Raw genomic sequence first — 21,971 nt, forward strand, 5'->3', positions numbered from 1 at the left:
GCGTGGCCCGGTTGCTTGTAGCAGGCACCGCGGCAAGGCCCACCAACGAGGATTTTCATGACACAGATTGCTTTCATCGGCGGCGGCAACATGGCGCGCAGCCTGATCGGCGGATTGTTGAAGCATGGCGCGGCCCCGGGCGACATCAACGTTGCCGAACCCATGGCCGCCGCCCGCGAGGCGTTGACGCGCGACCTGGGCGTGACCTGCCATGGTGACAACAAGACCGCGGCAGCCGGCGCCGAGGTGGTTGTGCTGGCGGTGAAGCCCCAGGTCATGCCGGCCATCCAGGGCGACCTGCGCGACGTGCTGCGGGCCAAATCGCCCCTGCTCATCTCGATCGCCGCCGGCGTGCGCATCGACCAGCTCGAACGCTGGTTTGGCGCCTTGCCGATCGTGCGTTGCATGCCCAATACGCCCGCCCTGATCGGCGCAGGGGCCACCGGGCTGTGCGCCAATGCGGCGGTCAGCGCGGCGCAAAAGGCCAAGGCGCAGGACGTTCTGGGTACCGCTGGCGTCACCCGCTGGATCGATGACGAAGCCCTGATGGATACGGTCACGGCATTGTCCGGCTCGGGCCCCGCGTATTTCTTTGCCCTGGTCGAGGCGATGGAAGCCGCGGCCGTGGCGCAGGGCCTGCCGCGCGACGCGGCCCGCGCGCTGGCCGCGCAGACCTGCCTGGGCGCCGGCCGCATGTTGACGGAGGGCGGCGAAGACGCGGCCACCTTGCGCCAGCGCGTCACCTCGCCCAACGGCACCACGCAGGCCGCGCTGGAAAGCTTTGCCGCCGACGGCCTGCCCGTCATCGTGGCCCATGCCATGGGCGCGGCCAGGAAGCGCGGCGCCGAACTTGCCGCCAGCCTGGATGAGACAACGTGAGCTATCTGCTGAATGCCCTGGGCCTGCTGATCGAGCTGGCCTTCAATGCCGCCGTCACCCTGCTCCTGCTGCGGGTGCTGGCCGAAGCCTGCCGGGCGGATTTCCACAATCCGCTGAGCCAGTTCGTCTATCGCTATACCAACCCGGTGCTGGCGCCGGTACGGCGGGTGATCCCCAACTGGCGCCGGATCAACCTCGCCGCCCTGCTGCTGGCATGGCTGGCGATGCTGCTGAAACGCTGGGTGCTGTTCGCGGTGACGGGCATGATGCCCGGAGTGGCCGGGTTGCTGATTTTGTCGCTGGCCGAGCTGCTCGATTTCGCGCTGATGTTCTACCTGATCCTGGTTTTCGCGTGGTCGTTGCTGAGCATGTTCGCGGTCGATCAGCGCCATCCGGTCCTGCGGCTGCTGGATACCATCGTGGCGCCATTGATGCGACCGCTGCGCGGGCGACTGGTCGTGGGCATGATCGATTTCGCGCCGATGGCGGTGATGATCGCGCTGCTGCTGGCGCGCATGCTGATCGCCGCGCCGCTGCTGGACCTGGGCATGCGACTGGCCTTGGCGCGTTGAGCTTTACCTGAGGCCGGCACTGACCGAGCCGGCTCAGCGAAGCGCCCACGCGGCAATGATGCGATGGATTTCGTCCAGCCCATCGAACAACGCGGCCGGGCCCGGTTGCAGGATGATTGGCGACTTGATCTCGTACAGGTCGCCGCTTTGCACGGCGGGAATGGCCTCCCAGCCCGCTCGTGCCGCGACTTTCTCCGGCCGGAAACGCTTGCCGCACCATGAGCCGAGGATGATGTCCGGCGCGCGCCGCACCACCTCGTCGCCGTTCGCCAGGATGCGCTGTCTGGCCAACGGCTCACGGGCCAGCTCGGGAAAGCAGTCGTCGCCGCCGGCGATGCCGATGATCTCGGCGACCCAGCGGATGCCGGTGATGATGGGCTCGTCCCATTCCTCGAAGTACACCCTCGGCCGCCGCGGCAAGCTTGCGACGGCGGCGCGGATATCGGCCATGTGCCGCTCCGCCCGCTGCACATACGCTTCGGCTTTGGCGCCCGCACCCACCATCGCGCCCAGCCGGCGGATATAGGCGAGGATGCCGTCCACGCTGCGATGGTTGCTGATCCACACCTCGACGCCCGCCTTGATCAGCTCGCGCGCGATATCCGCCTGGATATCGGAAAAGCCGATCGCCAGGTCGGGCTCCAGTTTCAGTATCTCGCCGATTTTCGCGCTGGTGAAGGCCGAAACCCTGGGCTTTTCCCGCCGCGCCTGCGGTGGGCGCACGGTGAAACCGGAGATGCCGACGATGCGGTGCGCCTCGCCCAGCGCGTAGAGCACCTCGGTGGGTTCCTCGGTGAGGCAGACGATGCGTTGCGGGTAGGCGTCGGGCATGTGCGGCCTCAGCCAGGCATGGCGTGCAGCGGCGCGGCCCGGGTCGTCAGCATCCCAGGACCGTCACGGTGACCTGGCGCTGATGCGGGTGCGTTCGATGCTCCCACAGGTAAATGCCCTGCCAGGTGCCCAACCGCAGGCGGCCGCCGCCGACGGGCACCGCAAGGCTGACCCCGCCGAGGATCGAACGGATATGCGCAGGCATGTCGTCCGGGCCTTCCGCGTCGTGCCGGAACATCGGATCACCATCGGGCACCACACGCGCCATCCAGCGTTCCAGGTCGCCACGCACCGACGGGTCGGCGTTTTCGCAGATCAGCAACGAGCAACTGGTGTGCGCCGTAAACACCTGCGCGATACCCGTCTGCACGCCACTGGCGGCCACCAGCTCGGCGACGTCGCGGGTGATCTCGCTGAAACCGCGGCCGCGGGTGGCGACCGTGAAGCCGTTCTGGTCGACCAGCCGACAGGGTTGGGCGCCGCCGTTCATGGGTACAGCAGGCGATGGGTCCAGGTCTGGCCGTGGCGGTTCCAGCGCACGCGCTCGTGCAGGCGGAACTCCGCGCCGTACCAGAACTCCAGCGTGTCCGGCTCGACCACGAAGCCGCCCCAGTGCGGCGGACGGCTGACGTCGCGGCCGGCGAATTCCTGCTCGTAGCGTTCCACCCGCTGCTCGAAGGTCTGTCGATCGGGCAGCGTCTGCGATTGCAGCGACGCCCAGGCGCCGATCTGGCTACCGCGCGCACGGGTGGCGAAATAGGCGTCGGATTCTTCGTCCTGCAATTTGCGGGCGTGGCCTTCCACGCGCACCTGCACACCGTGACGGACCTGCTTCCAGTGAAAGCACAGCGCCACCTGCGGGTGCGCTTCCAGTTGGGAACCCTTGTCGCTTGCGTAATTGGTAAAGAAGCGGAAGCCGCGCTCGTCCGCGCCCTTGAGCAGCACGATGCGTGAGGCCACGCGACCGGAGGCATCCACCGTGGCCAGGTTCATCGCGGTCGGCTCGGGGTCGCCGCTGGCCCTGGCCTCCTCCAGCAACTGCTGGAAAGTGTGCAACATCTCGGAATTAAGCATGGCTTTTGAAACTTTTCCTTGAATCGTGGCCCGCGCGCGCCATCATGGGGCAGATGGATACCTCACATATTAGCTCAATCCCCCCGCCAGCCCGCGCCGCACGGCGGGTATCCGCCGCCCGCGGCACGGTGCCGCCGCACGTCACGGCGCGGTACGAATGAAGGCTCTCGCGGACACCCAGAACGAGGCACTGGCCGGCCATTTGCTGGATCACTACGCCGGCCGCATCGCCCGTTCGCGGCGGCCGTACGTGCTGGCGCTTTCCGGCCTGCAGGGCAGCGGCAAGAGCACGCTGGCGCGGGTGATGAAAGCGCAGGCCCAGGCGCGTGGCTGGGCCACCGAAGTGCTTTCGCTGGACGATTTCTACTACGCCCGCAGCGAGCGCGAGGCGTTGTCCCAGCAGGTGCATCCGCTGTTGCGCACGCGCGGCGTGCCGGGCACCCACGAGATCGAGTTGCTGATGTCGGTGCTGGCGGCGCTGCCGCATGCGTCGGACAAGCTGCCGGTGACCCATCCGCGTTTCGACAAGGGCCGCGACACCCGTTTTCCACCCTCGCGCTGGCCGCGCATCAAGCGCGCGCCGAAGCTGGTGATCGTGGAAGGCTGGGCGCTGGGCATCCGGCCGCAGGCGCAATCGGCGCTGCTCGCCCCGATCAACGATCTGGAACGCCGCGAAGACGCCGACGGCAGCTGGCGCCGCTGGGTGAACAAGCAATTGCGCAGTTACCAGCCGCTGTGGCGCAAGTTCGACGCGCTGATCGTGCTGCAGGCACCGGGCTGGAACATCGTGCGCCGCTGGCGCGGCCAGCAGGAGCAGGATTTGCTGGCCCGTCATGCGCCGCTGGCGATGGATGCCGACGCCATGGATCGCTTCCTGTCGCATTTCGAACGGCTGAGCCGCCACGCGCTGGCCACCCTGCCCGTGCTGGCCGACAGCTGCGTGGAGTACGACGACGAGCGCCACGTCACCGGCCTCAGCCACGATTGAGCCCGCGCTTTCGGGAGTCGGGACAGCATTGCTGCCCCGACCCGACATCCCCCCGAATCAGTCGACGACGAAGTTGACCTTCATGTTGACGCGCCACTCGGTCACCGTACCGTCGTCCCTGGTAACCACCTTGATCTCGTTGACCCAGGCGCCCTTGATGTTCTTGACCGACTCCGCCGCCTTCTTCAAACCGTGCTGCACGGCGTCTTCCACGCCCTTGCTGGACGAAGCGTTGATTTCAATGACCTTGGCTACCGACATGGCGTCAATCTCCGATTGAATCGTGCAAGCGGCACGAGGCGCCCCCCTTCCTGAAGCCCGAGTCTGGCCCGTGCTCCGTGCGGGAGACAAGCCGCATTGCAAAATCACCTCAGGTTGACGCTTCAACCTGCACGGCGGTGCCGTAGGCGAGCACTTCGGTAACGCCCTGGCCCACGTCGTTGGCGTCATAGCGCATCCCCACCACGCCATTGGCGCCCATCGCCGCGGCGTGCTGCAGCATCAGCTCGTACGCTTCCTCGCGTGCCTTCTCGCACAACTCGGTGTAGATCGAGATATTGCCGCCGACGATGGTCTGCAACGCCGCGCCGATATTGCCGACCACGCTGCGCGAACGCACCGTGATGCCGCGCACGATGCCCAGCGAACGCACGATGCGCCAGCCGGGAATGTCGTTGGTGGTGCTGACTTGATGATGCGGAACGGTGCTGGCCATGACGGTTCTCCGTAGTGGGTCACTTGTCGAGCAACGCAGCGTAGCCGGCGCGCGAGTCCGGCCATTGCGGCACCCAGCCGCTGGCGCGCAGGCGGGCATTGCCGAGCCGCTTGCTGCCGATACCCGCCGGCGCCGGCCCCTCGGCCGGCAATGGGGCGCCGGCCAGGCGGGCCAGCTGATCGTAAAGCACATCCAGCGGCAACGGCGTGTCGTCCACGCCCAGGTACAGCGACTGCACCGCGGGGAGCGTCAACAGATGCGTGATCGCGCTGGCGGCATCGTCGACATGGATGCGGTTGGCCCAATGCGGATGCTCGCGCGGTACCCGCACCTGGCCCGTACGCAGCCGTTCGACCAGTTGCAGCCGACCCGGTCCGTACAGACCAGCCAACCGCAGTGCTACCGACGGAACGGATTGCGCGGCGAGCCAACGCTCGGCGTCCAGCAGGGCCTTGCCATTGAAACCCGGCGGCGCCGGCGCGGTGGTTTCATCCACCCACTCGCCACCGTGCGCGCCATAAACCGCCGTGGACGAAACAAACAGCACCCGCCGCAGCGTGCCGGTATCCAGCGCCTGCAGCAGATGCCGCAAGCCATCGACGAAGGTGGCCCGATAGGCCGTCTCGTCGCGCCGGTCGGGTGTGGGCAGGTAGACCAGTCGGGTGATTCCGGGCGGCAGGTCACGCAGCGTTTCGGCCTGGCGCAAATCCGCTCGCAGCCAGTGGATGCCGCTGGTGTCACCGACCGGCGGCATCCGCCGCAGCGCCCAGACACTGTCGCCACGGCCCTGCAGTTGTCGCGCCACGCGCAAGCCCAGATCACCGCAACCAGCCAGTAAAACGCGTTCGGTCATATCGGCTTCTGCTGCTAAAGTTCACGGATGAATCCGTCGTCCAGCCTCTTTCTCATCGGCCCCACCGGCGCCGGAAAAACTTCCGTCGGGCGGCGGCTGGCCAACCATTATGGTCTCTCGTTCATCGACCTGGACCAGGAGATCGAACGACAGACCGGCGTGGACATCCCCACCATCTTCGAGATCGAGGGCGAGGCGGGTTTCCGCCAACGCGAAAGCCTGCTGCTGGATGCCATCACCGCCCGCGGCGAAATTTTGCTGGCCACCGGCGCCGGCGCCGTGCTGGACCCGGCAAACGCCGACAGGCTGGCCACGCGTGGCTTTGTGGTGTGGCTGCAGGCAAGCATCGGGCAACAACTGGAGCGGCTGGAGCGCGATACGCATCGTCCCCTGCTGGCCGGCACCGATCGCCGCGCGCGGCTGCAGTCGATGGCGGAAATCCGCGAGCCGCTGTATCGCCGGATTGCCGACCTCGCCATCCCCGGCGGCAGCACCACCGTCGCCACGGCGGGCGACCGCTGCATCGATCTGATCGACCACCACTGGCAACGCCAACCCATCAGGCCATCGCAAACCGCATGAACGATTCGCATCTCTCCACCATTGAAGTCGCCCTCGGCACGCGACGCTACCCTGTATGGATCGGCCACGACCTGCTCGCCGACCGCAACCGCTGGCGCGCGATGCTGCGTGGCCGCCACGCGCTGGTGATCAGCAACACCACGGTGGCGCCGCTGTACCTGCAGCGTGTGGCGCAGGGGCTGGAAGGGCTGGAGTGGTCGTCATTCCTGCTCGAAGACGGCGAGGCGCATAAGTCTTTCGCCAACGTCGAGCGCGCGCTGCAGGCGCTGGCCGACCTGGGCGCCACCCGCGACGCCTGCGTGATCGCGCTGGGCGGCGGCGTGGTGGGCGACCTGGCCGGCTTCAGCGCGGCCTGCTGGATGCGCGGCATCGACTTCATCCAGATGCCGACCACGCTGCTGGCGATGGTGGATTCCTCGGTGGGCGGCAAGACCGGCGTCAACCTGCCCGCGGGCAAGAACCTGGTCGGCGCGTTTCACCAGCCACGCGCCGTGGTGGCCGACATCGACACGCTGGCCACCTTGCCCGAGCGCGAATACAGCGCCGGCCTGGCCGAGGTGGTGAAGGGTGCGGCGATCGGCGATGCGCCCTTCTTCGAATGGCTGGAAAAACACGCCGATTCGCTGATGGCGCACAACACCGCGCTGCTGATCGAAGCCATCGCCCGCAAGGTGCGCTACAAGGCCGGCGTGGTGTCCCGCGACGAAACCGAACAGGGCGAGCGCGCCTTGCTCAACTGGGGCCATACCTTCGGCCACGCGCTGGAAACTGCCGGCCACTACACCACCCTGCTGCACGGCGAAGGCGTGGCGGTGGGCATGGTGTTGGCCGCGAAGATGTCCGAACGGCTGGGCATGAGCGAGCCGGCCGACCGCGAACGGCTGCAGCGCCTGCTGCAGCGTCTGGGGCTGCCCACGACGGTGCCCGCCGGCATGGACCCGCAGCAACTGCTGGAGCTGATGCGGCTGGACAAGAAGAACGCCAACGGCCAGCTGCGCCTGATCCTGTGGCGCGGTATCGGCAAGGCCGAAATCGTCGGTGGCGTGGATGAAACCGAGGTGCTGGCCGTGCTGCGGGCGGCCATGCCGGCCTAGGAACCTGGGCAGGTCGGCAGTGCGATAAACTGTGTGGTCCGGCAATGCGCCTTGCTCCATTCTGGAAACCATGCGCCTCTACCTGCAAACCGTGCCCGTCAACGCCGACGCGCCACGCTATGTCCAGATCACGCTGGAGCAGGATCTGCTCGGCGGCTGGACGCTGTACCGCGAATCCGGCACGCAGGGTGGCCGCGCCACGCTCAAACGCGAGCAATACCTGGAGCGCGACGAGGCCATTGCCGCCTTCGAGAAAAGCCGCGACGCGCAACTCAAGCGCGGCTTCCGCCTGATGTTCAGCCAAGGCCAGGAAGGCCCCTACGGACGTTGAAATGACCGACGCGTTGAAAAACGACCGCTTCCTGCGCGCGCTGCGCCGCGAAGCCACCGACACCACGCCCATCTGGGTGATGCGCCAGGCCGGCCGCTACCTGCCCGAGTACCGCGCCACCCGCGAGCGCGCCGGCAGCTTCATGGGGTTGGCGCAGAACCCCGAATACGCCTGCGAAGTCACGCTGCAACCGCTGGAGCGGTTCGAACTGGACGCGGCGATCCTGTTCTCCGACATCCTCACCATTCCCGACGCGATGGGCCTGGGCCTGTCGTTTGCGCAAGGCGAAGGCCCGCAGTTCGCGCACCCCGTGCGCAGCGCCGCCGACATCGCGAAGCTGGCCGTACCGGACATGGATGGCGAACTGCGCTACGTGATGGATGCGGTGCGCCTGATCCGCCGGGAACTGCACGGCCGCGTGCCGCTGATCGGCTTCTCCGGCAGCCCGTGGACGCTGGCCTGCTACATGGTCGAAGGCCACGGTTCCAAGGATTTTGCCACGCTCAAGACCATGTGCTGGAACCAGCCGAAACTCGCCCATCAACTGCTCGACACGCTGGCCCGCGCCGTTGCCACGTATCTGATCGCCCAGGCTGCCGCCGGTGCCCAGGCGCTGATGATTTTCGACACCTGGGGCGGCCTGCTCGGCCCCGCTCCGTTCCGCGAATTCTCGCTGCGTTACATGACGCGGATCGTGGCCGCACTGAAAGCCGACCCCGCATCACGCGATTTGCCGGTGACGCTGTTTTCCAAGGGCGCCGGCCAGCATCTTGCCGAGATGGCGGATACCGGTTGCACCGCACTCGGCGTCGACTGGACCATGGATCTGACGGACGCACGCCACGCCGTGGCCGGCAAGGTTGCGCTGCAAGGCAACCTCGACCCCGCCGTAATGCGCGCCAGCCCCGAGGTGATCCGTCGCGAAGCGCGCGCCGTGATGGACAGCTACGGCAACCATCCGGGGCACGTGTTCAACCTCGGCCACGGCATCACCCCGGAAGTCGATCCGGCCCACATGAAAGTGCTGGTGGACGAAGTGCATGCCTACGGGCGCACGTTGCGTTCCTGACGACCCGCCATCAACCGGGAAGCGGCAACATCGGCGGCGCCGGCTTTTTGGCAGCCCGGCGCCGCGCCCGTACAATTACCGTTTCGCCAAGACAAAACGTGCGCCCCACGCGCGCCATCGAGCACACCCATGGAAAAGAGTTTCGAGCCCGCCCAGATCGAGTCGACGTGGTACGCGCACTGGGAAGCCAGCGGCGCGTTCAAGCCGTCGGGCCAGGGCGAGCCGTACTGCATCCTGCTGCCACCGCCGAATGTCACCGGCACGCTGCACATGGGGCATGCGTTCCAGCAGACTGTGATGGACATGCTGGTGCGCTACCAGCGCATGCGCGGCATGAACACGCTGTGGCAGGTCGGCACGGATCACGCGGGCATCGCCACCCAGAAGATCGTGGAAAACCAGCTGGCGGTCGAGGAAAAGACGCGGCACGACCTGGGCCGCGAGGCGTTCATCGAACGCGTGTGGAAGTGGAAGGAGGAATCCGGCTCCACCATCACCAACCAGATGCGCCGTATCGGCGCGGCGGCGGATTGGTCGCGTGAACGCTTCACCATGGACGAAGGCCTCTCCGCGGCCGTGCGCAAGGTGTTCATCGACTGGTATCGCGCGGGATTGATCTACCGCGGCAATCGGCTGGTGAACTGGGACCCGGTGCTGGGCACCGCGGTGTCAGATCTGGAAGTGAACAACGTCGAGCGCGACGGCCACATGTGGTCGATCCGCTACATGACCACCGACGGCGCCGCCTCGCTGGTGGTCGCCACCACCCGTCCGGAAACCATGCTGGGCGACGTGGCCGTGGCGGTGCATCCGGAGGACGAACGCTACGCACCGCTGATCGGCCAGATGCTGCACCTGCCGTTGACCGGCCGGCAGATTCCGGTGATCGCCGACGATTACGTGGACAGGGATTTCGGCACCGGTGCGGTGAAGATCACGCCGGCGCACGATTTCAACGATTACGCGGTCGGCCAGCGCCACAAGCTGGCACCGATCGAGATCTTCACGCTGGACGCGAAGGTCAACGACAACGCACCGGAGAAATACCGCGGGCTGGATCGTTACGACGCGCGCAAGGCGGTGCTGGCCGACCTCGACGCCGCCGACCTGCTGGTCGAAACAAAACCGCACAAGCTGCAGGTGCCGATAAGCCAGCGCTCGGACGCCGTGATCGAGCCGATGCTGACCGATCAGTGGTTCGTCGACCTCACTTCCGAAACGTTGGCGGATGGACGTCCAGGCGGCCGCAAGGCGATCACCGAGCCGGCGCTCGATGCCGTGCGCAACGGCGACATCAAGTTCGTGCCGGAGAACTGGAGCACCACCTACACGCAGTGGCTGGACAACATCCAGGACTGGTGCATCAGCCGCCAGCTGTGGTGGGGCCATCGCATCCCGGCGTGGTACGACGGGGCCGGCAACATCTTCGTGGGCGAGGACGAAGCCGATGCGCGCGCCAGCGCCAGCACGGCGCCGGTCGGCGCGCTGCGCCAGGACGACGACGTGCTCGACACCTGGTTCTCCTCCGCACTGTGGCCGTTCTCCACCCTGGGCTGGCCGGCCGAGGGCCCGGTGAAGAACGAGCGCGGCGAAGTGGTCGCGAACTGGGAGCAGGACAAGATCTTCCTGCCCAGCGCGGTGCTGGTCACCGGCTTCGACATCATCTTTTTCTGGGTCGCCCGCATGGTGATGGCGACCAAGTACTTCACCGGAAAGATTCCGTTCCGCGAGGTCTACATCAACGCCATCGTGCGTGATGCGGAAGGCCAGAAGATGTCCAAGTCCAAGGGCAACACGCTGGACCCGCTGGACCTCATCGACGGCATCGAACTGGAACCGCTGGTGGCGAAATCCACCAGGTCGCTGTTGATCCCGCAGGTGCGCGCCAAGGTCGAGAAGCGCATCCGCAAGGACTACCCCGACGGCATTCCCGCGATCGGCACCGACGCGCTGCGCTTCACCTTCGCCGCGCTGGCCAGCTACAGCCGCACGATCAACTTCGACATCAAGCGCGCCGAAGGCTACAAGGCGTTCTGCAACAAGTTGTGGAATGCGGCGCGCTTCGTGTTGATGAATCTTGACGCCGACCCGGCTACCGCTGTGGGAGCGACTTCAGTCGCGATGCCTTCAATCGGCATCGGCAAAAGCATCGCGGCTGAAGCCGCTCCCACAGCGCCCGCAACCGAAGCGGAGCGGTGGATTCTCACCCGCCTGAAGCAGACGCTGGCCGAGGTGGAGCAGCATTTCGTCAGCTACCGCTTCGACCATCTGGCGCAGTCGTTGTATGAGTTCGTGTGGAACGAGTACTGCGACTGGTTCCTGGAGCTGTCCAAGCCCGCGTTGAATGGCGATGATGCTGCCGCCGCCGCGTCGACCCGGCGCACCTTGCTGGTGGTGCTGGAATCGGTGCTGCGCGCGCTGCATCCGGTGATTCCGTTCATCACCGAGGAGATCTGGAAAGACGTGGGGCCGAAGCTCGGCCTGACCGAGGAAAGCCTGATCCACCGGCCGTGGCCGAAGGCCGAGGACATCGTGGCGGATCACGCGGCGACGGGCGAGATCGAGTGGTTCAAGAACGTGTTGTCCGGCATTCGCAAGATCCGTTCGGAAATGAACATCTCGCCGGCCAGGACGATCCCGCTGCTGTTCGCCGACGGCGACGCCAGCGACAACGCGCGGGTGGCCAAATTCGCGGCGCAGATCAGCTTCCTCGCCCGTACCGAAACGCCGCAATGGATCGAAGCCGGCGCCGATGAGCCGGCATCGGCCGCGGCCGTGGTGGGTGCGCTGCGGGTGATGATTCCGCTGGCCGGGCTGATCGATCTGGCGGCGGAAAAGGTGCGACTGGCCAAGGAGATCAGCCGCATCGAAGTCGAAATCAAAAAGTGCGAGGGCAAGCTGGGCAACGCCAGCTTCGTCGCCAACGCCCCGGCCGAAGTCGTCGCCCAGGAGCGCCAGCGCATCACCGACTGGAACACCACGCTGGGTGCGTTGCGCGAGCAGGCGCAGAAGCTGGGGTGATCGGTCCGATCTTGCAGGAGCGCCCCTTGTGCGCTCCTACGAGGGCAGCAGATCGAGCGCCATCACGATCGCCTCTTCGCGTCCGTTGCGTGCCGGGTAGTAGCGCGGACGCCGGCCGATCTCGTGAAAACCGATCGACGCGTACAGGGCGCGGGCATCGGCATTGGACGGTCGTACTTCCAGGAACACGCGTTCGGCGCCGTTCCAGCGCGCGCTGTCCAGCAGCCGGCGCAGCAGGTAACGGCCCAGGCCCTGGCCACGCCGTTGCGGGCTGATGCAGATGTTCAGCACATGCGCCTCGCCCGCGCCCAGAGAAAGAATGCCGTAGCCCGCGGTGACGTCATCCACGACCAGCACCCAGCACGGATAGCCGGCCTTGAGGCAATCGGCAAAGACGCCCGGCGACCAGGGGAATTCATACGAGGCCAGCTCGATCTCGCCAACGGCGGCAAGATCGTCCGCCGTCATCGTGCGCATCCGGGCCGAGGGATGAGCGAGCGCGGCCACGACGTCAGCCCGTGACGCCGGCCAGCGCACGGTGCAGCGTGCGCACTGCGGTCCACAGGCGCCGCTTGGAGGCTGCCTGCGACAGCACCTGCGACGGCTCGTCGACCAGCACGATCTGCGCGCGCTGCATCACCTCGGCCGGCAGGCTGCGGCCCAGCGCGTGGGCCTGGGCTTCACCGAACACCAGATACGCGCGCGCCGCTGGCGGTGTCTCCGCCAGTTCGCCCGCCGCATTCACGCGCACCCGCGCGGCGCGCGCCAGCCAGGCGCCACAGGCGCCGAACGTGCGTCCCAGCAGGTCGAGCTCACGCGTGGCGCAGCTGCCCGGCAGGATCACCACGCAGGCGCCTGGCGCATCGTCGCCCCGCACCGGCGACGCAACCATGATGTCTTCTTGTGTAGTCGGCGGCGTGGGCGCGGCGCGGCGTACCCACGGCACCATGCCCAGCGCGCGCAACACCCGCGCACGATGGACGGCATCGACGTGGCTCGCGGCCACGTTCATGCGTTACCGCGGCGTCCCCGCCGCCGGTGCTCGGCCAACCCCCACAGCGTCATTACCGGGCCGGACAACAGGTAAATCGTGAACCCCGCCAGCAATACCCGCGGCGTATCCAGAATCAGCAACGCCAGCAACAGCACCGCGCCGACCATCCAGCCAAACGGCACCCGCTGGCGATCACCGGTCGGCAGCGACTTGAAGCTGTAATAGCGAAACCGGCTCACCATCAACAAACCGGTAATCACGGCGATGAAGGGCACCACGAAGCACAGCTCGGCACCCGGCACGTCGAACTTCTCCATGCTCCACACAAACGACATGCAGACGCCTGCCGCGGCCGGGCTGGCCAGCCCCTGGAAATAGCGCTTGTCGATCACGCTGACCTGGGTATTGAACCGCGCCAGCCGCAACGCGGCGCAGGCGGCATAGATAAAGGCGGCGGCCCAGCCCAGCTTGCCCCACAGCGGACCGAAATCCTTCAACGCGGACAACGACCACGTGTACAGCACCAGCGAAGGCGCCAGGCCGAAACTGACCAGGTCGGACAGCGAGTCGTACTGCACGCCGAATTCGCTCTGAGTGCCGGTCATCCTCGCCACCCGACCATCCATGCCATCGAGCACGGCGGCGAAAAACACCGCGACCGCCGCATCGGCGTAGAACCCGCTGATGCTGGCGATGATCGCGTAGAACCCGGCAAACATTGCCCCGGTGGTGAACAGGTTGGGCAACAGGTAGATACCCCGGTGCCGCGGCGCGCGGACTGGCATTTGCTCGCTCATGAATCAAACCGTGACAGGATGCGCGAAGTGTAAACCATCGCTTGAGTCCCGATCGCCGGAGTGATAACAAGGACGGGCTGCGTATCTCATCCAGGGGACACCCCATGCAACGTTCGTTGATCGCCGTGGCGCTGATGCTGCTGACGCCGCTGGCCGTGGCGCAGGTCTACAAATGGACCGACAGCCACGGCACCGTGCATTACTCGCAGACCGCGCCGGCCTCAGGCGTCGATTTCAAAAGGATAAAAACGGTCGAATCCGCCGCGGCGCCCGCGCAAGACGCCGACACGCAAACGCCGGCAGTTGCCAAAACACAGCCCGCGCCGGCTTCCAGCCAGCCGATCGCCGACACACCCGCCAACCGCAAGACGCTTTGCGATTCCCTGCAGACGAATCTGAAGATGCTCAAGGGCACCGGCCCGGTGGTGATGCAGCAGGACGGAAAATCGACGGCGCTGGACGATACCCAGCGCAAGCAGCAGATCGCGGCGGACGAAGCGCAATACCAGCAATATTGCCAGGCCAACTGATTTACGTTCGTCGCCATTGGTGCGCCTTTCAAACGCGCCGGCGAAAAACCCGTATTCACGCTGCATAGCGGCTTCCAGAGCGGTCTGACGGCTATAATCGGCGCCTTTCCCCTCCGCCGGATCCACTCGCATGCGCCTCAGCCAATTCCACCTGGCCACCGTCAAGGAAATCCCTGCCGACGCCGAAATCGCCAGCCACAAGCTGATGCTTCGCGCCGGCATGATCCGGCGGCTGGCCTCCGGCCTGTACACCTGGTCGCCGCTGGGGTTGCGCGTGTTGCGCAAGGTCGAAAACGTGGTGCGCGAGGAAATGAACCGCGCCGGCGCGATCGAACTGCTGATGCCGTCGGTGCAGCCGCGTGAACTGTGGGAAGAGACCGGCCGCTGGGAGAAATTCGGCGGACAGCTGCTGAAAATCAAGGATCGCAAGCAGCAGGAGTTCTGCTATGGCCCCACGCATGAGGAAGTCATTACCGACTTTGCCCGCAACGAGCTGAAAAGCTACAAGCAGCTGCCGGTCAATTTCTACCAGATCCAGACCAAGTTCCGCGACGAGATCCGCCCGCGCTTCGGTGTAATGCGCGCGCGCGAATTCCTGATGAAAGACGCTTATTCCTTCCACCTCACGCAGGAATCGCTGGCCGCCACCTATGCGGTGATGTATCAGGCCTATACCCGCATTTTCACCCGGCTTGGGCTGAGCTTCCGCGCGGTGCAGGCGGATACCGGCGCGATCGGCGGCAATGCCAGCCACGAATTCCAGGTGCTGGCCGATTCGGGCGAAGACGCCATCGCGTTTTCCGATGGCTCCGATTACGCGGCCAATATCGAAAAAGCCGAAGCGCTGGCGCCCACCAACACACGCCCGACGGCCACGGCGGCGTTGCAACAAGTGGCCACGCCCACCCAGAAAACCATCGAGGACGTCGCTGCGTTCCTCGGCGTTTCACCCGACCGCTGCGTGAAAACCCTGCTGCTGCGCGGGCGCGACGGGCTCGTCGCGCTGTGCCTGCGTGGCGACCATCAGGTCAACGAGGTCAAGGCGGCGAAGCTTGACGAACTGGGTGGCGAGTCGATATTGGCGAGCGAAGAAGAAATCCTCGCGGCCATCGGAACCCGCCCGGGTTTCATCGGGCCGGTGGGGCTGCCCGATTCGATCCCGGTCATTGTCGATCGCGACGCCGCCGTGCTCGCCGACTTCGTTTGCGGCGGCAATGCCGACGGCACCCATTGCACGGGCGCCAACTGGGCGCGTGACGCGCGCATCAGCCGCATCGCCGACATCCGCAATGTAGTCGAGGGCGACCGTTCGCCCGATGGCGAAGGCATCCTGCATATCGCGCGGGGTATCGAAGTAGGCCACGTATTCCAGCTCGGCACGAAATACGCCGAAGCACTCGACGCCGTCGTGTTGAATGACCAGGGCAAGACGCAAGTGATGACCATGGGCTGCTACGGCATTGGCGTGAGCCGCATCGTGGCCGCTGCCATCGAGCAACGCCACGACGACGCCGGCATCGTGTGGCCCGAAGCGATGGCGCCATGGCGCGTCGCGGTTTGCGTAATCAACCCGAAGCACCTGCCGGAAGTAAGCGAAGCGGCGCAAGCGCTCTATGAAGCACTCAATGCACACGGTATCGAAACCGTGCTGGATGACCGCGGACTGCGTCCCGGCGGCATGTTCGCCGACATGGAACTGATCGGCATTCCGCATCGGGTGGTGATCAGCGACCGCGGCCTCACCGCGGGCACGCTTGAATATCGCGGGCGTACCGAAACCGAGAGCCGGGCCATTACCCAGGAACAGCTATTCGACCTGCTTGGCTGATTCGCGCAGCGGGCACAAAGTACCTGTCGCGACAGCACACGAATGCCGCCCCGTTATCAGGGCGGCGGCCGCGGATTAACCACACGGCAATGCATTGCGGCGCCGCCGGACCACGTGAAACCGATGTGATCGAGTTAATCGTCACAGGTTTACGCGGGGAGCTAATGGGCGCCTGCTTTGCATTCAATTTTCTTTTCGTGGAGAATCACGCAGTGGCACTTCGTTTGTTCCACTCCGTTGCAGCCAATTCAACATTACTGATAACCACTCCCGGAGTTCCCCATGGCCGTCGATATCAAGAACCTCAACCATAACCAGCTCAACGAACTGATCAGCAAGGCACAAACGCGCCAGACGGAGCTGCGCAAGGAAAAGGTGGTCAAGCTGCGCGAGAAAGTCCACGCACTGATCAAGGCCGAGGGTTACAGCTTCGAGGACATTTTCGGCCAAGGCCGCGCCAAGAGCCGCCGCACCGGTCCCGTGGCGCCGAAATACCGCAATCCCGCCGATCCCGCTCAGACCTGGTCCGGCCGCGGCAAGCGCCCGCGCTGGTACAACGACGCCCTGAAGGCGGGCAAGAAGGAAAAGGATCTGGCGATCTGATGCATTCCCGGCGCGTTGTGCGGTAGGCATGTCGCAAACCATGCCTTCGTACCGGGGCTGAAAAACATCAAGCCCGCATGCGTTCTGGACGCATGTGGGCTTTTTTGTGGCCGGCGATACGTGTACCGAAAGAAATCTCCTCTCCCCTTGGGGAGAGGATCGAGGAGAGGGGTGGGTGCTGGCGGGGGAAGTGGGTAACGGGTTTTTTCGGTACCGTGAGCGGCTCCGTTGGGTCCTCCCCGCGGCGTGTCCCCCTCTCCCCTGCCCTCTCCCCGCAGGGGAGAGGGTATTACGGTCTCTTTGACGTGCTGAGGCTTGCCTGTCGCCGAGCCGTGGTGCAACCGGATTAAAGCATGCCGGTTTCGAGTTTCGCCGCGTCCGACATCATCGAGTGGCTCCACGGCGGATCGAATACCAGGTCCACGTCGGCTTCGATAATGGTGGGGATCATCTCCAGCTTGGTGCGCGCGTCATCCACCAGGATGTCGCCCATGCCGCAGCCGGGTGCGGTCAGGGTGAGTTTCACGTAGACCTTGCGCTCGCCTTCGGCGGTCTGCTCCAGGCTGAGGTCGTAAACCAGCCCGAGGTCGACCACGTTTACCGGGATCTCTGGATCGAACACGGTGCGCAACTGGTCCCAAGCCAGTTTCTCAACGTCCTCGTTGGTGGCGTCGGCGGCCACTTCGATGGCCTCCGGTGGCGGCTTGCCCAGTGCATCGGCATCGTCGCCCGCAATACGGAACAGGTTGCCGTCGACATAGACGGTGAAACTGCCGCCCAACGCCTGCGTGATGTAGCCGATCTGACCGGCCGGCAAGGTGATCACCTCGCCCTGCGGCACCATCACCGCGTTGCAATCACGCAAGAGGGTGAAAGGTTCGCTGCTCAAACTGAAACCACTCATACCACTGTCCAACCCGAATCAATGGGCGCGACAAGACACCGCGCCAGCGCTCTATTATGCCGCCCGTCGCTCCGGGCTGCTTGTTCCAGATCAAGCGCGGGCCAGTAAGCCGCCCGCGACAGGTGTGGCTCTTCGTGCTCGCGTTATGATTGGGGCTTTATCCGGGGGATCAACGTGACCGCCATTCTTTCGCGCCCGTCGCATTCATGAGCGTGCATTCTGTTTTCCGTGCGGTCTTCGCCCTCGTCTGTGCGGCCATGCTGGGACTCGCGGCCGGCGCCGTGTGGATGGTGGCCGCCCTGTACGCCGGCCACGCCACGTCGTGGCTGGCGTTGCCGTTTGCCGTGGTGCTGGCCTGGACCATACGGCATTGGGTGCAGTCGCCGGGCCGTTATGCGGCGGTACTTGCCGCGCTCGCCGCGCTGCTGGCGGCGCTGTACGTCAATGTGCTGATGGCCGGCGCGCTGGTTGCCGCCAACATGGGCATGGGTATCGTCGATGCGCTGCGCACGGCGGGCGCCGGCATGCTGCTGCAACTGGCGCGAATGGGCTTCTCGGCGGCTGACGCCGGCTGGTATCTGATTGCCGCCGGGCTGGCCGCGGTACTGGCAAGCCGGCCCGTACGGCGGAGCAACTGACGCCCCGGAAGCCCCGGAAGCCCCGGGGGAAACCACTTCCCATGGTTTTCCCCGGCCGCATCACGCGCGCTCAGTCGTCCAGCGATTTCAGCTCGTTCACCAGCTGGCCCGCGGCAGCCTGGCCATCGCCGTACAACATGCGGGTGTTGTCGGCGTAGAACAGCGCATTCTCGATGCCGGCAAAGCCGGTGCCCTTGCCGCGCTTGATCACGATCACGTGTTTCGCGGCGCTGACGTCCAGGATCGGCATGCCGTAGATCGGCGAGGCCGGATCGGTCTTGGCCAGCGGGTTCACCACGTCGTTCGCGCCAATCACCAGCGCCACGTCGGTGGCGGGAAATTCCGGGTTGATCTCGTCCATGTCGGCGATCAGGTCGTACGGCACGCCGGCCTCGGCCAGCAGCACGTTCATGTGCCCGGGCATGCGGCCGGCCACCGGGTGAATGGCGAACTTCACCTTCACCCCGCGCTTGATCAGCAACTGGGCGAACTCCCATACCTTGTGCTGCGCCTGCGCCACGGCCAGGCCGTAGCCGGGCACGATCACCACGCGCTCGGCATACGCCATCATCACAGCCGCATCGCCGGCATCGACCGGTTTCTGCGCGCCGTCGATCGTCTGTGCGTCGCCACCGGCCGCCGCGCCGAAACTGCCGAACAGCACATTGCCGATCGAACGGTTCATCGCCTTGGCCATCAACTGGGTCAGCAAGGTACCGGCCGCGCCGACCACCATGCCGGCGATGATCATCGCCTCGTTGCCCAGCACGAAACCCTCGAACGACACGGCCAGGCCGGTGAACGCGTTGTACAGCGAGATCACCACCGGCATGTCGGCGCCGCCGATCGGCAGCGTCATCAGCAGGCCGAACAGCAACGCCAGCACGAAGAACAGCGCGATCATCGGCCCGCTGACATGGCCAGACGCCAGCACCACGCCCACCACGACCGCCGCCGCCAGCAACAATATGTTCACCACGCGCTGGCCGGGGAACACAAAGCGCTTGTCCATCCACCCTTGCAGCTTGGCGAAAGCGACCAGCGAACCGGAAAAACTCACCGTGCCGATCAAGGCACCCAGCACGCCCAGCGACAGCTCCACCGGCGACAACAACGGCGGCAAGCCGTTTATCGCCCAGCTCTCCGGTTGCAGCGGCGAGGTATCGGGTACCACGTGCAGCAGGCCCAGCGCGCGCGCATAGCCGATCAGCTCGACCGCGCCGATGGCCGCTGCCGCGCCGCCGCCCATGCCGTTGTACAGCGCCACCATCTGCGGCATCGCCGTCATCGCCACGCGCCGGCCGGTCCACCACGCGGCGCTGACGCCGATAAGCACGGCGGCGACGATCAGGCTGCGGTTGTGCATATCCGGCAGGAAGAACGTGGCCAGCACCGCCAGCAGCATGCCCACGCCGGCCCACACGATGCCGCCGCGCGCCGTGCGGGGCGAACTCATGCGTTTCAGCCCCAGGATGAACAGCAGGGCAGCGAGGAAATAACAAGCCTTGATCAGGGTCGGCAGCAGGCTCATCCCCTGTCTCCCTTGCCGGCGCCCGGCTTGCTGGATTTGAACATCTCCAGCATCCGCTCGGTCACCACGTAGCCACCCGCGGCATTGCCCGCGCCGAGCAGCACGCCCACGAAGCCGATGGTTATCTCGAACGGCGTCTGTGCATGACCGAGCGCGATCATCGCGCCCACCAGCACGATGCCGTGGATGAAGTTGGAGCCGGACATCAGCGGCGTATGCAGGATCACCGGCACCCGCGCGATGATCTCGTAACCGCAGAACGCGGCCAGCATGAAGATGTAAAGTGCCAGGAAACCGTCGATCATGACCCACCCCTGTCAGGACACCCAGTCCACGCATCATACGGTTGTCCGTCAACCGGCGCGAGCTTGCCGCGTTCAAGCATGGAGTCGAACGATGGAGCCCGAAAATGCAGCACGCGACGACACGGGCGCGACGGCCATGAACACGGCCGTCGACGCGCTTGGCGCGGACATGGTGCTCGACGAGGCGACGCCGGCCACGCTGGATGCGTTCCTGGCGCAGGTCGAGCGCCGCGCGTTTCGCATGGCCGAGATGCAGCTGCGTCACCGCGAAGACGCCATGGACGCGGTGCAGGACGCCATGTTGCGGCTGGTCAAGCACTACCGGGACAAGCCGGCCACGGAATGGGCGCCGCTGTTCTGGGGCATCCTGCGGCGGCGCGTGGTCGACCTGCAGCGGCGGCGCAAGGTGCGCTCGATCGTGGTGGGCTGGCTCGGCGGTGGCCACGACAAGGAGGGTGACGAACTGCCGGCATGGGAGCCCGCCGACCAGAGCCCCGGCCCGCTGGACCGGCTGCACGACGTGCAGTCCTATGCCGACATGGCCGCCGCGGTGAATACCTTGCCGAGACGCCAGCGCGAAGCATTCATGCTGCGCATGCTGGAAGGCCTCGACGGCAAGGAAACGGCGCAAGCCATGGGCTGCAGCGAAGGCAGCGTGAAAACCCATCTGTCGCGCGCCATGCACACCTTGCGCGACCAACTGGAGAACTGGCGATGAACATGCCCGACACCGAGTCCACTCGGCCTGGTGATCGATCCGGCAGCCTGGCGGGCGACCTGTCCGACCAGCGGCTGCAACAGCGCGCCCGCGAGCTTTACCGCGAAGCCGGCCGACGCGTCGACCCGGCAACCGCCGGGCGCTTGCGCGCGGCCCGCCGGCAGGCACTGGAGACGGCAGGCAAGCCATCGCACCAGGTCAGCCACTGGCTGATTCCTTCCGGCGCCGTCGCGGTGATCGCCCTGGCGTCCCTGATGCTGTGGCAACCGTTGCCCCAAGGCAGCAACAGGCCGGCCACCACCGTCGAAGCGGCCACCGACCTCGACAACGAATTGCCGCCGGATGCCGACAAGACCGATCCGGTGCTCTACCAGAACCTCGATTTCTACACCTGGCTGGCCGCTGCCGACCGCCACCCGACGACGCGCTGAGTCATGAAACCACTACTCCGCATCGCATTCTCCCTGCTGCTGGCCGGCGCGCTTGGCAATGGCTTTGCCGCGCCACCGCCGGACGACGCGGGTACGCCGCCGCCCTCATGGAGCAGCCTGTCCGCCGCCCAGCGTGACGTGCTGGCACCGCTGCAGCATGAGTGGGATGCCTTGTCGCCACGCAAACGGGCGCACATGCTCCACCGCGCCGAACACTGGGCCACGCTGCCGCCGGAAAAGCGCGCGGAAATCCGCGAACGCATCGCCCGCTGGCAGCAGATGACGCCCGAGCAGCGCCGGCAGGCGCGCGCCAACATGCGCGAATTCCACAAGCTGCCGCGCGAGCAGCGCGAACAGCTGCACGCCACGTTCGAGCATTTCCAGAGCCTGCCGCCGCCGCAGCGCGAGCAACTGATCCGCCAGTGGCGCGAGCTTTCGCCCAAACAACGGCTGCAATGGCGCGACCCGCCAAGCGGTCAGCCGCCATCAAGCGGCAACCCGCCGAAACCGACAGGACAGTAACCGGCTCGTGGCTGCGTTATTTAAGGGGTGAAGAATCAGTGGTGGGGAGCGCGCGGTCGCGAAAAGCGCCCCCATCCGCCTTCGGCACCTTCCCCCGCAAGCGGGGGGAAGGAAGCTGGCTGTTTCGAGGAACTTGACGACTTCCTTCCCCCGCCTGCGGG

The 21,971-nt window shown here is 66.0% G+C and carries 27 protein-coding genes; 15 read left to right on the forward strand and 12 right to left on the reverse strand.

Annotated elements, in window-relative coordinates:
• The first annotated feature begins 57 nt into the window (after window positions 1–57).
• Together proC and UU9_RS01845 are read left to right on the forward strand one after the other, a co-directional pair.
• Window positions 58–879: a pyrroline-5-carboxylate reductase gene (proC, locus tag UU9_RS01840; protein WP_007080009.1), complete on the forward strand. Its 822-nt coding sequence runs from the start codon at window positions 58–60 to the stop codon at window positions 877–879.
• A complete protein-coding gene (locus tag UU9_RS01845; RefSeq protein ID WP_007080010.1) occupies window positions 876–1,451 on the forward strand; it encodes a YggT family protein in 576 nt (191 codons plus the stop codon). The genes proC and UU9_RS01845 overlap by 4 nt, the downstream gene beginning before the upstream one ends.
• A 33-nt stretch (window positions 1,452–1,484) precedes the next feature.
• Here the strand turns inward: UU9_RS01845 and UU9_RS01850 are convergent, their stop codons facing one another.
• Genes UU9_RS01850 through pdxH form a run of 3 tightly spaced genes read right to left on the reverse strand, consistent with a single transcriptional unit; the run spans window position 1,485 to window position 3,356 of the window.
• Window positions 1,485–2,282 (reverse strand): cobalamin-binding protein, encoded by a 798-nt coding sequence (locus UU9_RS01850; RefSeq protein WP_007080011.1) that lies wholly within the window; start codon window positions 2,280–2,282, stop codon window positions 1,485–1,487.
• Window positions 2,283–2,328: 46 nt separating this feature from the next.
• On the reverse strand, window positions 2,329–2,772 hold the full coding sequence (locus UU9_RS01855; protein ID WP_007080012.1) for a secondary thiamine-phosphate synthase enzyme YjbQ: 444 nt from the start codon (window positions 2,770–2,772) through the stop codon (window positions 2,329–2,331).
• Entirely contained in the window at window positions 2,769–3,356 is a 588-nt protein-coding gene (pdxH, locus tag UU9_RS01860; RefSeq protein ID WP_007080013.1) for a pyridoxamine 5'-phosphate oxidase, read from the reverse strand. Before pdxH ends, UU9_RS01855 begins: the two co-directional genes overlap by 4 nt.
• A 157-nt stretch (window positions 3,357–3,513) precedes the next feature.
• Here pdxH and UU9_RS01865 point away from each other — a divergent pair, with 157 nt between their 5' ends.
• Entirely contained in the window at window positions 3,514–4,344 is an 831-nt protein-coding gene (locus tag UU9_RS01865; protein ID WP_007080014.1) for a hypothetical protein, read from the forward strand.
• A 57-nt stretch (window positions 4,345–4,401) separates the two neighbouring features.
• On the opposite strand, the gene UU9_RS01870 is transcribed toward UU9_RS01865, so the two are convergent.
• The 3 genes from UU9_RS01870 to UU9_RS01880 form a co-directional block, all read right to left on the reverse strand.
• Window positions 4,402–4,605: a dodecin family protein gene (locus UU9_RS01870; RefSeq protein WP_007080015.1), complete on the reverse strand. Its 204-nt coding sequence runs from the start codon at window positions 4,603–4,605 to the stop codon at window positions 4,402–4,404.
• A 109-nt stretch (window positions 4,606–4,714) separates the two neighbouring features.
• Complete coding sequence (locus tag UU9_RS01875; RefSeq protein ID WP_007080016.1) at window positions 4,715–5,059, reverse strand: YbjQ family protein; 345 nt, start codon at window positions 5,057–5,059, stop codon at window positions 4,715–4,717.
• A 19-nt stretch (window positions 5,060–5,078) separates the two neighbouring features.
• Window positions 5,079–5,912, reverse strand: coding sequence for an SDR family oxidoreductase (locus UU9_RS01880; RefSeq protein ID WP_007080017.1), 834 nt, complete (start codon window positions 5,910–5,912; stop codon window positions 5,079–5,081).
• Between the two features lie 27 nt (window positions 5,913–5,939).
• Here UU9_RS01880 and UU9_RS01885 point away from each other — a divergent pair, with 27 nt between their 5' ends.
• The 5 genes from UU9_RS01885 to UU9_RS01905 all read left to right on the forward strand — a co-directional run bounded on the left by UU9_RS01885 (window position 5,940) and on the right by UU9_RS01905 (window position 12,009).
• A complete protein-coding gene (locus UU9_RS01885; protein ID WP_007080018.1) occupies window positions 5,940–6,494 on the forward strand; it encodes a shikimate kinase in 555 nt (184 codons plus the stop codon).
• On the forward strand, window positions 6,491–7,588 hold the full coding sequence (gene aroB, locus UU9_RS01890) for a 3-dehydroquinate synthase (RefSeq protein ID WP_007080019.1): 1,098 nt from the start codon (window positions 6,491–6,493) through the stop codon (window positions 7,586–7,588). The genes UU9_RS01885 and aroB overlap by 4 nt, the downstream gene beginning before the upstream one ends.
• Before the next feature lie 70 nt (window positions 7,589–7,658).
• A complete protein-coding gene (locus UU9_RS01895; RefSeq protein WP_007080020.1) occupies window positions 7,659–7,919 on the forward strand; it encodes a WGR domain-containing protein in 261 nt (86 codons plus the stop codon).
• A gap of 1 nt (window position 7,920) precedes the next feature.
• On the forward strand, window positions 7,921–8,988 hold the full coding sequence (hemE, locus tag UU9_RS01900) for a uroporphyrinogen decarboxylase (RefSeq protein ID WP_007080021.1): 1,068 nt from the start codon (window positions 7,921–7,923) through the stop codon (window positions 8,986–8,988).
• Window positions 8,989–9,117: 129 nt separating this feature from the next.
• A complete protein-coding gene (locus UU9_RS01905; RefSeq protein WP_007080022.1) occupies window positions 9,118–12,009 on the forward strand; it encodes a valine--tRNA ligase in 2,892 nt (963 codons plus the stop codon).
• A gap of 36 nt (window positions 12,010–12,045) precedes the next feature.
• Here the strand turns inward: UU9_RS01905 and rimI are convergent, their stop codons facing one another.
• Genes rimI through UU9_RS01920 form a run of 3 tightly spaced genes read right to left on the reverse strand, consistent with a single transcriptional unit; the run spans window position 12,046 to window position 13,800 of the window.
• On the reverse strand, window positions 12,046–12,477 hold the full coding sequence (gene rimI / locus UU9_RS01910) for a ribosomal protein S18-alanine N-acetyltransferase (RefSeq protein ID WP_007080023.1): 432 nt from the start codon (window positions 12,475–12,477) through the stop codon (window positions 12,046–12,048).
• Window positions 12,478–12,520: 43 nt separating this feature from the next.
• Window positions 12,521–13,021, reverse strand: coding sequence for a hypothetical protein (locus tag UU9_RS01915; RefSeq protein WP_007080024.1), 501 nt, complete (start codon window positions 13,019–13,021; stop codon window positions 12,521–12,523).
• Complete coding sequence (locus UU9_RS01920; protein ID WP_040669965.1) at window positions 13,018–13,800, reverse strand: CDP-alcohol phosphatidyltransferase family protein; 783 nt, start codon at window positions 13,798–13,800, stop codon at window positions 13,018–13,020. The genes UU9_RS01915 and UU9_RS01920 overlap by 4 nt, the downstream gene beginning before the upstream one ends.
• Window positions 13,801–13,904: 104 nt before the next feature.
• On the opposite strand from UU9_RS01920, the gene UU9_RS01925 reads away from it, so the two are divergent.
• The 3 genes from UU9_RS01925 to UU9_RS01935 all read left to right on the forward strand — a co-directional run bounded on the left by UU9_RS01925 (window position 13,905) and on the right by UU9_RS01935 (window position 16,761).
• Window positions 13,905–14,330 (forward strand): DUF4124 domain-containing protein, encoded by a 426-nt coding sequence (locus UU9_RS01925; protein WP_007080026.1) that lies wholly within the window; start codon window positions 13,905–13,907, stop codon window positions 14,328–14,330.
• A 130-nt stretch (window positions 14,331–14,460) separates the two neighbouring features.
• The gene (locus UU9_RS01930) at window positions 14,461–16,158 is read left to right on the forward strand and encodes a proline--tRNA ligase (protein WP_007080027.1); all 1,698 of its coding nucleotides are present in this window, start codon (window positions 14,461–14,463) and stop codon (window positions 16,156–16,158) included.
• Between the two features lie 282 nt (window positions 16,159–16,440).
• A complete protein-coding gene (locus tag UU9_RS01935) occupies window positions 16,441–16,761 on the forward strand; it encodes an H-NS histone family protein (RefSeq protein ID WP_007080028.1) in 321 nt (106 codons plus the stop codon).
• A gap of 346 nt (window positions 16,762–17,107) precedes the next feature.
• Here the strand turns inward: UU9_RS01935 and sufT are convergent, their stop codons facing one another.
• Window positions 17,108–17,665, reverse strand: coding sequence for a putative Fe-S cluster assembly protein SufT (sufT, locus tag UU9_RS01940; RefSeq protein WP_007080029.1), 558 nt, complete (start codon window positions 17,663–17,665; stop codon window positions 17,108–17,110).
• Between the two features lie 257 nt (window positions 17,666–17,922).
• Between sufT and UU9_RS01945 the strand changes: the two genes are divergently transcribed.
• Window positions 17,923–18,303 carry a hypothetical protein gene (locus tag UU9_RS01945; RefSeq protein WP_237710196.1) on the forward strand — a complete coding sequence of 127 codons (381 nt, stop codon included), beginning with the start codon at window positions 17,923–17,925 and terminating at the stop codon, window positions 18,301–18,303.
• A gap of 70 nt (window positions 18,304–18,373) precedes the next feature.
• On the opposite strand, the gene UU9_RS01950 is transcribed toward UU9_RS01945, so the two are convergent.
• Both UU9_RS01950 and UU9_RS01955 read right to left on the reverse strand, forming a co-directional pair.
• A complete protein-coding gene (locus UU9_RS01950; RefSeq protein WP_007080031.1) occupies window positions 18,374–19,834 on the reverse strand; it encodes an NAD(P)(+) transhydrogenase (Re/Si-specific) subunit beta in 1,461 nt (486 codons plus the stop codon).
• Window positions 19,831–20,139 carry an NAD(P) transhydrogenase subunit alpha part 2 gene (locus UU9_RS01955; RefSeq protein WP_007080032.1) on the reverse strand — a complete coding sequence of 103 codons (309 nt, stop codon included), beginning with the start codon at window positions 20,137–20,139 and terminating at the stop codon, window positions 19,831–19,833. The genes UU9_RS01950 and UU9_RS01955 overlap by 4 nt, the downstream gene beginning before the upstream one ends.
• A gap of 136 nt (window positions 20,140–20,275) precedes the next feature.
• Here UU9_RS01955 and UU9_RS01960 point away from each other — a divergent pair, with 136 nt between their 5' ends.
• The 3 genes from UU9_RS01960 to UU9_RS01970 are packed head-to-tail and all read left to right on the forward strand — an operon-like array spanning window position 20,276 to window position 21,810.
• Entirely contained in the window at window positions 20,276–20,857 is a 582-nt protein-coding gene (locus UU9_RS01960; protein WP_040669997.1) for an RNA polymerase sigma factor, read from the forward strand.
• Window positions 20,854–21,288, forward strand: a complete 435-nt coding sequence (locus UU9_RS01965) for a hypothetical protein (RefSeq protein WP_007080034.1) — start codon at window positions 20,854–20,856, stop codon at window positions 21,286–21,288. Before UU9_RS01960 ends, UU9_RS01965 begins: the two co-directional genes overlap by 4 nt.
• A 3-nt stretch (window positions 21,289–21,291) precedes the next feature.
• Window positions 21,292–21,810 carry a DUF3106 domain-containing protein gene (locus UU9_RS01970; RefSeq protein ID WP_007080035.1) on the forward strand — a complete coding sequence of 173 codons (519 nt, stop codon included), beginning with the start codon at window positions 21,292–21,294 and terminating at the stop codon, window positions 21,808–21,810.
• Window positions 21,811–21,971: the final 161 nt, after the last annotated feature.

It is taken from the genome of Rhodanobacter fulvus Jip2, from assembly GCF_000264315.1.
In the GTDB taxonomy this organism is placed as follows: Bacteria; Pseudomonadota; Gammaproteobacteria; order Xanthomonadales; family Rhodanobacteraceae; genus Rhodanobacter; species Rhodanobacter fulvus.